This is a genomic window from Paenibacillus sp. FSL M7-0656 (genome assembly GCF_038003225.1).
Lineage (GTDB): Bacteria > Bacillota > Bacilli > Paenibacillales > Paenibacillaceae > Paenibacillus > Paenibacillus amylolyticus.
The window spans coordinates 6,521,818-6,537,752 of the sequence record NZ_JBBOOT010000001.1; the positions used below are offsets into that span (position 1 = coordinate 6,521,818).

General features: G+C 49.1%; 1 protein-coding gene. It reads left to right on the plus strand.

Translation table 11 applies throughout. The features are described from left to right. Window positions 1-11 precede the first annotated feature (11 nt). Window positions 12-15,872, plus strand: coding sequence for an amino acid adenylation domain-containing protein (locus MHI01_RS28580; RefSeq protein ID WP_340984656.1), 15,861 nt, complete (start codon window positions 12-14; stop codon window positions 15,870-15,872). Window positions 15,873-15,935 lie beyond the last annotated feature (63 nt).

Sequence of the window (15,935 nt, forward strand, 5' to 3'; positions counted from 1 at the left end):
GGGGGAAGAATGTGTACACAAAGCAATTTACAAGCCTGGTTGACGTATTGAAAGAAAGAGGGAACACAGCGGATCGGGGAATCATTTTTATTGAAGGGGACGATCAAGAGAAGCAGCTTACATATAAGGAGCTCTATGAAGAAGCCTGCGGATTTTTAGGCTACCTTCAAAAGCGGGGAGTGGAGACAGGGCAGGAGGTTGTGTTTCAAATAGACGACAATCGCCATTTTATTATCGCTTTTTGGGGCTGCATCCTTGGCGGTATGATTCCTGTCCCGGTAAGCACTGGGAACAATGACGAACATAAGAGCAAAGTATTTCGTATTTGGAATATACTGAATCGCCCTTATTTGCTTGCAAACTCAAAAATATTGAAAAATTTGGAAGAATTTGCGGTGAAAAGCGAACAGACAGAATTATTCGACAAGCTTCGCGGCAAGGTATCACTTTTTGACGACAATTCAGTATTCTCACGGGCATTCTCTCCCCAAATCTATAGTCCACATCCCGAAGATATTGCCTTTATTCAATTTTCATCAGGTTCGACGGGAGATCCCAAAGGGGTTATACTGACCCATCGCAATCTGATCTATAACGTTAACGGTATTATAAACAGAACTAAAACCACCTCTGAAGACTCCTATTTGCAGTGGATGCCTCTGACTCATGATATGGGAATGATATGCAACCACTTGACACCTCTGACAGCCAACTCGGATCAATATATTATTCCAACATCCTTATTTATAAGACAACCCGCACTATGGATCAAAAAAGCAAGCGAGCATCAGGTTACTGTCATCTCCTCTCCGAATTTCGGCTATAAATACTTACTGCAGTTTTTCAAACCGGAAAAAGCTGAGAATTGGGATTTATCAAATATCCGCCTGATTTATAACGGAGCAGAGCCGATTTCAACCGAGCTGTGTAATGAATTTCTGGACACCTTCGCCCCTTATGGTCTAAAACGGACTGCTATGTGTACTGTTTATGGACTTGCCGAAGCTTCTGTAGGCGTTGCTTTGCCTCCGATCGAAGATGAATTTGTGACCGTATTTGTCGACCGCCGTCATCTTAATATTGGGGAACAGGTTATTGAAGTTGATCAAGAATTACCCTATGCGTTGTCCTTTGTAGAAGTCGGTTACTCGATCGACTACTGCCAGTTGAGGATCTGTAATGAGGACGGAACAGAGTCAATGAACGGTAAGATAGGCCATATACATATCAGGGGGGATAACGTCACCAAAGGGTACTACAATAACCCGGAAGCAACTGGTGAGCTATTAACACCGGACGGCTGGGTTAGAACCGGGGATTTGGGATTCCTCCGCAACGGTCAGTTAGTCGTCACCGGACGGGCGAAGGATATTATTTTTGTGAACGGGCAAAACGTATACCCTCATGATCTGGAGCGAATTGCTGAGGAAATAGACGGTGTGGAGCTCGGCCGAATAGCCGTATGTGGGATTTACAATACAGAAAATAAAAAGGAAGAAATTGTTATATTTGTCGTTTCCAAAAGAAAAATAGAGAAGTTTTATCCGATCGCGCTAAAGCTAAAGCGGCTTTTGAACGAGCGGGGAGGCTGGGAAATTGCGGATGTGGTTCCGACCAAACGAATGCCGAAAACGACCAGCGGAAAGATACAGCGGTATGTACTTGCCCAACAGTATCAGAATGGCGAGTTTACTGAGGTTTTACAGGAATTGAAGAGTATGTTCTCAGCAGAAAAAAAGGAAATGGCGGACGAGCAGCAAGAGTATCTCGATCCGAGGAGTTCGCAAATGGAAATTGAGCGTGATATCCAGCGTATCTGTCGCGAAGTCCTCGGGAAAGACGAGATCGGTGTTCGGGACAGTTACTTCGAGATGGGAGTAAACTCCCTCCATATGGCGCAAATGGCTGACCGGATCGAGAAAAGGTTTTCGGTCAAACTAGCAGTTGCAGATTTGTTCGCTTATCCGACGATTCATGACTTGGCCAAATTCCTGAAGTCTGAACCAAATTTATCCCATCAACCGGAGCAAAATGGAATTGATTCATCGAAACAGGATCATGATATCGCGATTATCGGGATGTCACTTCATTTGCCGGGTGCGGCAACGGTTCAGGAGTACTGGGGAAATTTGATGGAAGGCCGCCATCATATCGGAGAATTGCAGGGTAATCGGCGGGAAGATGCCAAAGATTATTTATCCGTGATGGGGCTGGATGTCCAGGAACCCGAGTTTAGTGCCGGAGGATATTTAAAGGAAATTGATAAATTCGATTATACGTTTTTCAAAATCACCCCTAATGAAGCCAAGTTAATGGACCCGAATCAAAGGTTATTTACTCAGCAAGCTTGGAAAACAATAGAGGACGCAGGATATGCCGGAGATAAGCTGCGCGGCCGGAAGGTGGGGGTATACGCCGGTTATTCAAAAGTGGGATATGATTACGAACGTCTGATTTCCAAAGCACAGCCGGACCAGATATCAAATTATATCGTCGGAAACTTGCCCTCCGTTTTGGCCAGCCGCATCGCGTATTTTCTTGATTTTAAGGGTCCGGCGGTAACCGTAGACACGGCTTGTTCTTCTTCCTTGGTCGCTGTTCATATGGCGTGTCAGGCGATTCGCTCTGGCGAATGCGAGATGGCGTTGGCTGGGGGGGTCAGAACTTCCATACTTCCCTTGTCTTTAGGTCTGGATATGGAATCCAAGGACGGTTATACCCGCGCCTTCGATTCAGATTCGGACGGAACGGGCGTGAGCGAAGGGGTGGCATCCGTGTTGTTGAAGCCTCTGGCTCAGGCGCTCCGTGACGGAGACCAAGTATATGCTGTCATTAAGGGCAGCGCGGTGAATCAGGATGGAACGACGGTGGGAATTACGGCGCCTAACCCTGCTTCCCAGAGTGAAGTGATCCGTGCGGCCTGGGAGGATGCGGGCGTGGATCCAGCAACCCTTACGTTTATCGAAGCTCACGGAACGGGGACGAAGCTGGGCGACCCAGTCGAGTTTTCAGCATTAGAAAAAGCATTTGCCGGATATACAGATAAGAAGCAGTTTTGTGCACTAGGCTCCGTGAAGGCCAATATTGGACACACTTTTGAAGCGTCTGGGATCGCTGGTCTGATTAAATCGGTTCTGATGCTTAAGCACCGGCAAAATCCGCCACTGCTCCATTTCAGAGAGCCAAACAAAAATATAAATTTAGAGCATTCCCCTTTTTATATTAATTCCGAGCCCGCTGCATTTGATGCAACGGAGCAACTGCTTCGCTGCGGAGTCAGTTCCTTCGGATTCAGCGGAACGAACTGCCATGTGGTTATGGAGGAATTCGTTGATCCAAGAGCGGAAGTAGCGGAACAAGAGGATGGACGATCCCATTTGTTCACCCTATCTGCCAAAAGCGAAGGCGCTCTTCAAGAGCTGCTTCGCAGTCATGTAGACCATTTGGACTTATATCCGTACCAGGCCTTATCCGATATTTGCTACACGGCAAGCACAGGGAGGGCTCATCTTGAGTACCGTATCGCATTCGTCTGCCACTCACGCGAAGAATTAGCCCGTAAACTGACAGATCTTGCTGAGAACAAAGGACAGCAGGGAATATTTCGAGGTGTACATCGGATCGTTTCCGAGTCAAACCGGGAACCCGGGCGGGGAGAAATCACTGAAGAAGAATTATACCGTATCAATGAAGAAGCAACCGGGATGATTTTGAACCTCGCTTCCACGGCGCTAGAGAGCCGGGGGTGGCAGCTTGAACGGTTATGCGAGCTGTACGTTCAGGGCGCGCGGATCGAATGGGACAAGCTCTATTCCGCGAGAAAGGTTCCCTTGCCGCTGTATCCTTTTGAACGTAAGCGCTGCTGGATTGAAATTGAACGAAGCGATCATCGAAAGGAGGAAGGACATACGAATTCTAAGCAAAAGGATTTAATGACGCCAACCGCTGAAACTTCCCATTTGTCGGCTGATGTAGAGAAAATAGTGAAGAAAATGATCGGTGATGCCTCAGGATTGGATGTGACTGAGATAGACAGCTCCGCCCACTTCCTTGAAATGGGACTGGACTCTATCATGCTTGTCCGGATTCGCAAGGAAATTGAACATATTTACCTGCTGGATATCGCGATTGAAAGGTTTTTCGACTCGATCACCAATGTCCACACATTAACCCGATATATTATCGAAAATGCCAATTTGAAACCGGCTGTGGCTTCGGCACCTAAGGAAGTCCCGAACCAGGAGGAAGAGTCCCAGAAGCAAGCGGTGCTTCAAGAAGCAGAAGATCAGCGACTTCAGGCTGCAGCGACTGTTTCCGTGGAGATGAAGGATTGGATATCTCCGCCGGTTGCGGGAGGCTCGGCATTGGAGCGGATTTTTACCCAGCAGATAGAGCTGATGACCCTTCAGCAGCAAAATGTGAATGATATTCTCGGCACGCAGTTGGAGCTTTTAAGCGGCAGCGGGGCAAAGATGAGCGGAACTGAGGGAGACGTGCGGAATTTTGACGTTTTGCCGGGTGGATACAAGCGGGGAGAGAAAGAAAAGGTGAGACCAGACGGCCAGAGCACAGCCAATCTGTCCAACTTTGTATCCTCTCCTGATTCCAGCGTTGCTCCCGAATCGACCGAAGTGTTTCAGGCCGATCCTGCCGTTCGGGTTGCGCCAACCGGCAGCGGTGGGCAGGAGCCTAAGCCATTTATTCCCTATCAGCCGATGGTGATTGGAGAGGACGGAGATTTTACAGAGCAGCAGAAAGAACATCTGAATAAGTTTTTTGCGGAATATACAAGACGTACAGAAGGGTCCAAAACATATGCGCAGCGGACGCGGTATGTCCATGCAAACAACCGTAATGTACCGGGATTCCGTTCCTATTGGAAAGAAGCAATTTATCCGATCGTGGCCGAGCGTTCTTCGGGTTCAAGGATGTGGGACGTGGACGGCAACGAATATATTGATTTGACAATGGGCTTCGGCGTAAATCTGCTCGGGCATAATCCGGAATTTCTCGTTTCAGAGATGAAAGAGCAGTCTTCTTCTACTCTGCCTCCGTTAGGCCCGATGTCTGATCTGGCCGGCGATGTAGCGGAAAGAATTAGCCGGATTACGGGCATGGAACGCGTGGCTTTCTACAATTCCGGAACAGAAGCTGTCATGGTTGCACTGCGTACGGTGAGAGCCGCGACGGGACGCTCGAAGGTCGTCATTTTTTCCGGCTCCTATCACGGTACATTCGACGGAGTGTTGGGGGTATCCCATCCGGATTCCGATGCTGCCGCGTACCCGATGGCACCTGGCATCCAGGCAAATTTTGTTCGCGACGTTATCATGCTGAACTACAATAAGCCTGAATCGTTGGAACTCATCCGCAAGTATGGACATGAGTTGGCAGCAGTGCTCGTCGAGCCCGTGCAGAGTCGCCGGCCGGACCTGCAGCCGCGCCAATTTTTGCAGCAGCTCCGGGAGATCACTTCCGAATCGGGGACGGCGCTTATTTTTGACGAAGTCATCACCGGGTTCCGAATCGGCCTGGCAGGTGCTCAAGCCTGGTTTGGTGTAAATGCCGATCTGGTGGTGTATGGAAAGGTGGTCGGGGGAGGTCTGCCCATCGGGGTCGTGGCCGGGAAAGGAGATTTCATGGATCCGATCGACGGCGGGAAGTGGAATTTTGGAGATATCTCCTATCCGTCAAAGGCCGATCGTAAAACCTTTGTCGGAGGCACGTTCTGCACTCACCCGCTCACGATGCGCGTGGCTCTAAAAACGATCGACTATTTGGAGTCTCAAGGTCCCGCATTGTACGACGAGTTGAATAGTAAAACGGATTATCTCGTGCAATCATTGAACGCCTTCTTCAAAGAGCGGAAAGTTCCGATTTATATGGTGAATTTCGGATCTTTATTCCGCTTCGTTTCCTTCGGAGACATCGAGCTGTTCTTCTATCATTTGAACCACAGAGGACTTTATGTGTGGGAAGGACGGAATTGCTTCATGTCCACGGCCCATTCCGATGAAGATATTGGTACGATCATTCACATCGTAAAAGAGACCGTGAGCGATTTACAGCGTGGCGGATTTTTGCCGGGAGACCCACCTCCGGACGATGACGGCGGAGGAGGAAAGCGTGTCAAGCTGTCCAATGAGCAAAAACAGCTTTGGATTTCCTCCGTTGCAGGCGGACCCGCTTCGGCTTCTTTGAATGAATCCGTACTGCTTCGAATGAAGGGGTCTTTGAATATTGATGCGTTACGGCAGGCGGTCAACTTACTGATCCGCAGGCACGAGGCACTGCGCACGGTCATTGATGCCAGCGGTGAATACCAAGAGATTCTGCCCGAGGCGCAAGCACCGTTGAGGGTGCAGGATATGCGCGGTGATCTGGCTGATAGTAGTAAGGATAATCTGGATCGCTGGCTGGCGGCGGACGCTTCCGAAGCAATCGATCTGCAAACCGGGCAGCCGTTGTTTCGGATTACCGTGTTGCAAATGGACGATGAGGAATACATTTTGGCATTTGCCTTCCATCATATCGTCATTGACGGTTGGTCGATCGCTATATTTGCAGGCGAGCTGGAAGAGGCTTATTCGGCGGTCTGCGAAAAACGAATACCGCAGCTGCCGCAGCCGGTCCAATTTCGCGAATATTTGCAATGGCAGGAACAAAAACTTCATCAACCCGATGCCGACGAGGCTGCGACGTTCTGGTCGGCCCAATGCAGCCAGCCAGTTCCAACCTTACAGCTGCCTTCGATTCACGGATACATTAGAAAAAAGATGTTCAATGGTGGCAGGTATACTCTGGTGCTGGACCGGGATGAGACGAAGAGGTTAAGGGCGCTCAGCATTCGTAGTAAGAACAGTATTTTTATTACCATGCTGGCTGCTTACAGTTTGTTTTTATATCGGCTCACCTGTCAAAGACAAATTATCGTCAGCATTCCAACGGCAGGACAATCCCACATGGGGGAAACCCACCTGATCGGAAATTGTGTGAATTTGCTTCCTATATATACGGAGCTGAATGACAGTGAATCGATCGCTGACTACTTAGGTGCCGTAAAGGAAGTCATGCAGCGGGTGGACCGGCATCAAAGTTATTCGCTCGCAAGCCTGATGGAACACATGCCCGATGTGCATATACCGAACTTGAATATGATGTTCAATATGGACCGTCCTGTTCGTCAACTGAACTTTAGTGGATTAGAAACTGAGCTTCTTCCGTACCCTGTTCGCCATTTGCATTATGATTTGTTTCTTAATGTAACGGAAATCAATCAAGAGCTGAGGTTGGATTTCGATTTCAGCACCGATTTATTCGAACCGGAAGTTATGAAGATTTGGGCGGAAGGTTACCGGCATCTATTACTTTCCATGACACAAGATTCCTCCATGAGTGTATCGCAAATGTCGCTGAGTACTGAAGAGCATACGCATGCGCTATCGCAGTTCCAGAATAAACATAAGGGAAAGTATATTCTTGATTCGCAGCGGAAACCGACTCCGATCGGTTCCATCGGCGAACTGCATACCTTGAATTTAGAGAACGATGCAATGATACCTTCGGGACAGCTCGCGATGATTGTTCCTTCCGGGGCGATGATCATGTGTGGGGATACTGATCGCTGGGCGGAAATTCGCGGATACCGCATCAACTTGACACAGTTGGAAGCCGAGCTGACGAAGCTGGAAAGCTTGAAACAGGCTCAAGTGGTTGTTCGGATAATAAAATGTCATCACGCATCCACGAGACTTGCGGCGTATATTGCATCTCAGATGCCGATCGAAGTTTCGCGTGTCCGAGTGGAGATGGCCGAACGCCTGGCCGAGTATGCAATACCTGCTGATGTGGCGGTACTGGAGTCGTTCCAGCGATTGGATGACGGATCCATCGACGAAAATGCACTATCCGGTCTGGATATGTTCTCGCAGGAACAGGAGCCGTTAAATGAGATGGAGTCCAGCATTGCTGAAATCTGGAACGAACTTTTGGGGACCGAGCATGTTGGTGCTAACGATCATTTTTTTAACATTGGCGGCAACTCTTTGAAAGCGACAGTCATGCTGTCGCGAATATACCGGGAGTTCGGTATTCAAATTCCAATTGGCCAGTGGTTCCAGCAGCCGACGGTTCGCCAGTTATCCGGGTTGTTGAACGGACATGCGGAGGAATCATACGATCTGATTCCGGTACAGCCTCAGCAGGAGTACTATGGAATATCCGCGTCCCAGAAGCGGATTTATATATTGGAGCAACTTGAGGCGAACAGTCTTATCCACAATATCCCGGGTCAGATCCATCTTGCGGGTGAACTGGATCCGGACCGGTTAATTACTGCTCTTCAACAAATTGTGGACAGACATCGGGTGTTTCGAACGTCTTTTGAAATTCGGGGCCAGGAAATTGTGCAGAGAATTGGTGATGCGGTTGTGCTGGACGTTCCGTACTCGGAACTTTCTTCTGAGGAAACAACAGATGACCGGTTCCGAAATTTCGTAAAGCCGTTTGATCTGACCCAAGCGCCACTTTTCAGGGCAGAGCTTGTCAAACTGTCCGATGCTGAATCTCTGCTGTTAGTAGATATGCATCATTTGATTTCAGATGGTTATTCCATGGCCGTATTTATGAAAGAGCTAGTGGGATTGTATCAAGGAGATGCACTGCCGGAGCTTAGAGTACAATACACGGACTTCGCTGTCTGGCAGAATCAAACGGTTAACGAACAACGTATGAGAGAGCAGGAAGCTTACTGGCTTAATGAATTTGTAGGAGAGCTGCCCACTCTGAATATGCCAATGGACTATCCGCGGCCTGGACAACTGAGCGTGGAGGGGGAACGACTAACCTCCTGCTTGGACGAAGGATTGACGAAAAGACTTCGCCGATTGGCCGCGGATACGGGCACCACGTTGTATATGGTTATGCTTACGGCTTATAAAGTACTTTTGCATAAATATTCCTGCCAGGATGACCTTGTTGTTGGTACTCCGGTTTCGGGGCGTATTCATCCCGACATCGAGCCGCTGATTGGTGTGTTTATCAATACTGTTGCGATCCGTAGTTATCCGGCCAAAGACAAGACATTTGCCGAGTATTTGGAGGAAGTTCGGCACAGCAGCATCGGAGCATTCGAAAATCAAAGTTATCCCTTTGAAATGCTGGTGGAAAAGCTCAATATCCGAAGAGACCCCAGCCGCAATCCGTTGTTCGATGTCATGTTTATTTTTCAAAATATGGAATTAGAGGGTGTGTCTGGAGCGGGAGTGACATTTAAGCCGGAAGAGAAAAATCCTGGTGTGTCGCCCTATGATCTGACGCTTAGTGCTGAGGACTGGAATGAGGAATCGGTAACCTTAAACCTGGACTATAGTAAAAAATTGTTCAAGCATGAAAAGGCAGAGCGGATGCTCGTGCATTATGTAAATATTCTAAATGCTGCGGCGGATCAATCCGCATTGACTCTATCGGAGATTGATATTTTATCCGCGGAGGAGCGTCAACAACTGCTGTTTGAATTTAATGCAGCCGAGCTTCTTTATGCCAAGCAGTTGACAATCGATGAGTTGATCCGGCGGCAGGCAGAACGTGCTCCTGATGAGGTTGCGGTAATTTGGGAGGATAAGTCTTATACCTATAGTGAACTGGATGCCCAATCGGACCAGCTCGCGGCTGCGCTTCGGCAAAAAGGGGTGCTGCCCGGAACGATTGCCGGGGTAATGGTTACCCGATCGATTCATATGATCGTGGCTTTGCTTGGCGTATTGAAAGCGGGAGCCGCTTACCTGCCGATTGATCCGGAATATCCGGTGCAGCGGATTGAGTATATGCTGGCCGACAGCGGTGCACAAATTTTGCTGACCGATCAAGGGCTGGACGTCCAGGTGGAATACAGTATCGCAACGATCAACATGCACGATGAAAGCTTGTATCAGGGGATAACACCGGAAGATATGTCTTCCTTACCAGTTCATACAGCCGATCACAATGCGTACGTTATATATACCTCGGGCTCTACGGGAAATCCCAAGGGAGTCATGATATCGCACCGGGCAGTCCATAACTTTATCGAAGCTACGACCAAGGAGATCGCATTCTCCCCCGGCAAAAGCATACTGTGCCTGACGACGGTTTCTTTCGATATTTTTGTTCTCGAAACGTGGGTGCCTTTAACCAAAGGGCTCACTGTCGTCATCGCAGGAGAGTCGGACCAGCGGGATCCCTTAGCGCTCAACCGTTTGATCACGAAACATCATGTGCAAATGCTGCAAATGACGCCGTCCCGTTTGAAAATGCTCCTGGGCGGTGACCCGGACATGACATTTCTAAGCAGCGTGACCGACATTATGCTCGGCGGAGAACCCCTCCCGATTTATTTTTTACACCGACTTCAGGAGGGTTCCAGTTTAAACATATTTAATATGTACGGTCCGACAGAAACGACGGTATGGTCCTGTATCAGTAACTTGACGAAAAAGGAAATAGTGGATATCGGCACACCGATTAGCAATACACAGATTTATTTACTGGATGCCAACGATATGCTGGTTCCGATCGGGCTGCCCGGGGAGCTGTGCATCGGAGGAGATGGATTGGCCGAAGGCTACTGGCAGCGCGACGATTTGACGAATCAGAAATTTGTCGACAATCCGCAAGTCCGGGGCCAAAGAATGTACCGGACCGGAGATTTGGCTAAATGGCGAGAAGATGGATGCCTTGAATATATAGGCAGAATGGACTTTCAGGTTAAAATCCGTGGGTACCGGATTGAGCTCGAAGAAATTGAGGCAGCGATGATTCGTCAGCTTCCGGTAAAGGAATCCGTTGTGGTGGCCAAACAGGACAACCAAGGAAATTCCTACCTCTGCGCTTATTACGTTCCGCAAGCGGGGAGCGAACTGGGCTCGATTCGGGAAAGCCTGCTCAAGTCACTACCTGAATATATGGTGCCTTCCTACTTTATACCGCTGGAGCAGATGCCGTTGACGCTAAACGGAAAAATCGACAAAACAGCAATGCCTGAGCTGGAAGTGAGTGCACTTACTTTGGAGTCTTATACGCCTCCGGAAAATGCAATCGAAGATCGGCTGGTTCTGATTTGGGAAGAAGAACTGGACCTTGAGCAAGTCGGCATTCATGATAATTTCTTTGAACGGGGTGGCCACTCCCTGAAAGCGACGATCATGATTGCCAGAATGAACAAAGAATGGGGTGTGGGAATATCTGTGGGGGAATTTTTCCATCATCCTACGGTACGAGGATTAGCGAGGTTGATTCAGCATGGCAGCCATCGTACGTTTGATGAAATTCCCGTCGCGGAAACTCGTAGCCATTACGCATTGTCAGCGGCGCAAAGACGTCTGTTTATCCTTGAACAATTAAATGGAGCCAGCACGGCATATAACATGACGGCAGCCTTTGAGGTCGAGGGAGATCTGGATATTGGAAAGCTTGAAACCAGTTTCCGTACCATGATACAAAGACATGAGGCGTTCCGCACCTCCTTCCGGACGGTCGACGGGGAGCCAGTGCAGATCATTCATCCTGAGGTTGAATTTGCCATTGAGCTTGTCGAATGCATGGACGATGCCGATTTAGTCTCGCTTTCCAAGAGATTCATCATGCCTTTCGATCTAAGCAAAGCTCCTTTATTTAGGGCATGTCTGGCAAAAAGGGATGCAAACTGTTATGTCCTGCTGATTGACATGCACCATATCATTTCGGACGGTTCTTCCATTGAAGTGTTCATAGAGGAATTCAATACGCTGTACAGCGGCGGTGAACTGCCGGAGCTTCGAATTCAATATAAAGATTATGCCGCCTGGTATAACGAGCAGCTGCATGAGGGATCGTTTGAAGATGATAAGCAATACTGGCTCAAGCAATTTGCCGTAGAGCCTCCAGTATTGAGTATGCCGACTGACTTTCCTCGTCCGCAATACCAAAGTAATGAGGGGGCAAAACTTGAAACTTCTGTCGGTTCGGAGCTGACAGCTCAATTGCAGCAGTTAGCGCTCGAAACGGGGACAACCCTCTATATGATTTTACTTGCCGGGTACAGCATCCTCCTATCCAAATACGCGGGGCAAGAGGACATTATTGTAGGGACGGCGTCAGCCGGAAGAGATCATGTTGATCTGCGCAAGGTGATGGGCGTATTCATCAATACACTGGCGATTCGAACCAGCCCAGAGGGCCGGAAGAGCTTCCGTGAGTATTTGATGGAAGTCAAAGACATATGCCTGAACGCTTATGAACATCAGCAGTTTCCGTTTGAGAGCTTGGTAGAGGCATTGTCGATTCCGAGAGACTTGAGCCGAAGCCCATTGTTTGACGTGATGCTGACGATGCAGAATGCAGACGAAGACGATTTTCAAGTGAAAGGTTTGGCAGTCAAGCCTTATGCGCTACAGCAGAACTCATCCAAGTTTGATATCTCTCTGCTGGTCAAACGGACCGGGGATAATATTCTTTTGGAATTCGTCTACAGCACTGCTTTGTTTACTGCTGATACACTGGAACGGTTTGCTCAGTTATTGGTCCATGTGCTTCACACGTGTGCGAACAGGCCGGAGCTGGAGCTTGCCAAGCTCTCCCTGCTGTCGGGTGAGGAGAAGACAGACGGTTCGCATAGGCAGCTGCTCCAAGATACCGAAGCTGCGAAGAAACCGGCATTTGGCACAATGATTGAATGGTTCGAGTCGACCGCAAAACGGATGCCGAATCAGACGGCGCTTGTCTGCGGAGAGGATCGATGGAGCTTTTCCGAACTAAATGGAAAAGCCAATCGGTTGGCAAAAATGCTGCTGGAGAACGGTTTCGGAGAAGGCAACCGTATTGCCGGGATTAGGATGGAGAACCGGCCTGAAACGATAGCTGCCCTGCTTGCTGTTTTCAAAGCGGGAGGCACGTATTTGCCGATTGATCCCGAGTTCCCTCAGGAACGAATCAAGTATATGTTGGCGGATTGCGGCGCCCAGTTCCTGTTGACCTATGCTGCCGATCTGCTTGCAGCTGACACTGGGGGGCAATTATTCCTTCTAGATCATCTCAAAGCGACAGATGGTCTGGAGAAGAATTTGAATATTCCGGTGAAAGAAGACGACTTGGCCTACTTGATCTATACCTCCGGGACAACCGGGACACCCAAAGGCGTTATGATCGAGCAGCGCAATTTGGTGAATTATGTGCACTGGTTTGTGACGAGTCAACGAATCGACGGCACAGACAAAACAATGCTCCTTTCCTCGCCCGGTTTTGATTTGTGCTATACCGCGCTGTATCCGGCGTTAGCGGGCGGTTGCGAGCTGCATCTGCTCGACCGACACGATTATGTGGACCCGGCTTTCGTACTGGACTACATGTCACTGAACGGCATTACATTTATTAAAGTGACGCCGTCTCTGTTTCACATTTTGGCGAATCATGAACGGTTTGATACGGAAGGGCTGTTGAACTCGCTGGAACTGATCGTTCTTGGTGGCGAGAAAATGAGGATCCAGGACGTTAAGCGATATTTTGAACGGTATCCGTACACCAGATTCGTAAACCACTACGGACCTACGGAAGCCACGATCGGATGTATTGCCCATCCATTCGACCAGGATTCATTCGAGGAATTCAGCAGTCAGCCGGTAATTGGGCAGCCAATCTTTCATACAGAAGCACAAATTATGGATAATTACGGAAACTTTTTGCCGGATGGAATACCAGGTGAGTTGGTGATCGCCGGGCGGGGGGTTGGACGCGGATATTTGGGACAGCCAGAACTTACGAACCAAAAGTTCATCTCCCATCCCCTCCATTCTGAACAGCGTCTGTATAAGACGGGAGACCGGGCTAAGCGATTGCCGAATGGCAGCATTGAGTTCATCGGCAGAGTCGACCATCAAACCAAAATCCGTGGTTACCGGGTAGAGCTTGCTGAAATCGAGTTTCAGCTTGCGGCTCATCCGGATGTGCAAGAGGCCGTAGTCACCGTGAAGGAGGACGACAACGGCAGCAAATACGTTTGTACCTATCTGGTTACTACGCAAGTGTTGACCGCGCAGGATATGAGAAACTATTTAGGGGCCAGACTTCCGGCATATATGCTGCCTTCTGCTTATGTTTTCCTTGACCACATACCGCTCAATGAGAACGGCAAGGTGAACTTCAAAGCGCTTCCCGATCCGGTCATGGAAGTCAAGCTTTGCGGAGAAGACTCGACTCCAATAAACGAAATTGAGGAAGTGATGCTGCGTGTATGGGAGGAAACGTTGGGCGTACAAGGTATAGGAACGGATCATAACTTCTTTGAATGCGGCGGCGATTCCATCAAGGCACTGCAGGTATCTTCACGATTAACAGCTTACAGTCTGCGGATGGAAATGAGGGATCTGTTCAAACATCCGACAATCCGGGAAGTGAGCAAATACGTACAGACGCTGACTGTCAAAACCAGTCAGGAGCCGGTGACTGGAGAGGTAGGCTTGACTCCGATTCAATATCGGCTGTTCGAACAGAAATGGGAGCATGTCCATCATTACAATCATTCAGTCATGGTGCACAGGCCGGAAGGCTTTGTTCCGGGGTTGGTCGCCGAGGCGTTCGATCGTCTGGTGGAGCACCACGACGCACTGCGGATGAGGTTTGGCATGGAGGATGACAGGATCGTTCAGTTCAATCAAGGGTTGGAAGAACAGGAGTATTACAAGCTGAATGTGATCGATCTCAAAGGAACTGCAAACACTGTGGCCGAAATCGAGCGGGAATCTGCCAAACTGCAGACGGAATTGAATATCGAGCAGGGACCGCTTATCCGACTGGCGATCTATCATACAAATACCGGAGATTATCTGTTATTCATCATTCATCATCTGGTCGTTGACGGGGTGTCCTGGCGGTTCATTCTGGAGGACTTCTCCACTGCCTACAAGCAATTGCTTGAACAATCGGAGGTGAAGCTCCCGGACAAAACGGATTCCTTCCAAGCATGGTCGGAGAAGCTGAGGAAGTATTCCGTAAGCTCGTCACTATTAAAAGAAACAGGATACTGGAGTGCCGTCGAGCGGACTTCTGTCACCGAGCTTCCCGTCGACCATTCGATTTCTTCGAATCAGGCAGGGGATCACGCGGTTCAGAAGCTGACATTGGACACCAATGTTACCCGTAGCCTGTTAACAGACGCTCACCATGCCTACAGTACGGAGATACAAGACCTTCTTCTTGCGGCTCTGAGCCGCACGCTGAAAGAGTGGGCAGGTTCCGGTAATATACTGATCCAACTGGAAGGGCATGGCCGGGAGGATGTAATAAAAGGGGTGAATGTGTCGAGGACGGTAGGATGGTTCACATCCCTGTTCCCGTTCGTGCTCGGAGAGAAAGGGACGGACGATCTTGCCGAATTGATCAAGAGTACCAAGGATGAGTTGCGAAGAGTACCGGGTAAAGGGTTGGGCTATGAAATTATGAAATATTTGACCTTCCATGACTCGACCTCCGAACTTTCACTGGATTACCTGCTCAAACCGGAGCTTGTCTTCAATTACCTTGGGCAGTTTGACCAGGAGGCAGCGCGGATGGCGGTGTTCCAAGTGTCCGACATTTCGACTGGACCCGAGGTCGGGCCGCAGGTTCAGAAGGGATATAAGCTGGAATTGAATGCCATGGTTTCCAACGGTCAATTCAGTATGGAAATAAACTACAACAAGTATCAATATCATCAGGAAACGATTCAGCGGCTCGCTAAGCGGTTTGGAGAACATCTTGAACAAATTGTCCAACACTGCTCCCGTAAGGAGGTTAAGGAAATGACACCGACCGACTTCCAGTACAACAAACTTTCTCAAAAGCAATTGGATGCCATTTCTCGCAAGCTGAAGAAGAAGCTATAGTCCTGCCGTAGGTGGAAGCTGCCGGATTGGTGGCAATCCGGCAGCCAAAGTAGATGGGGAGTG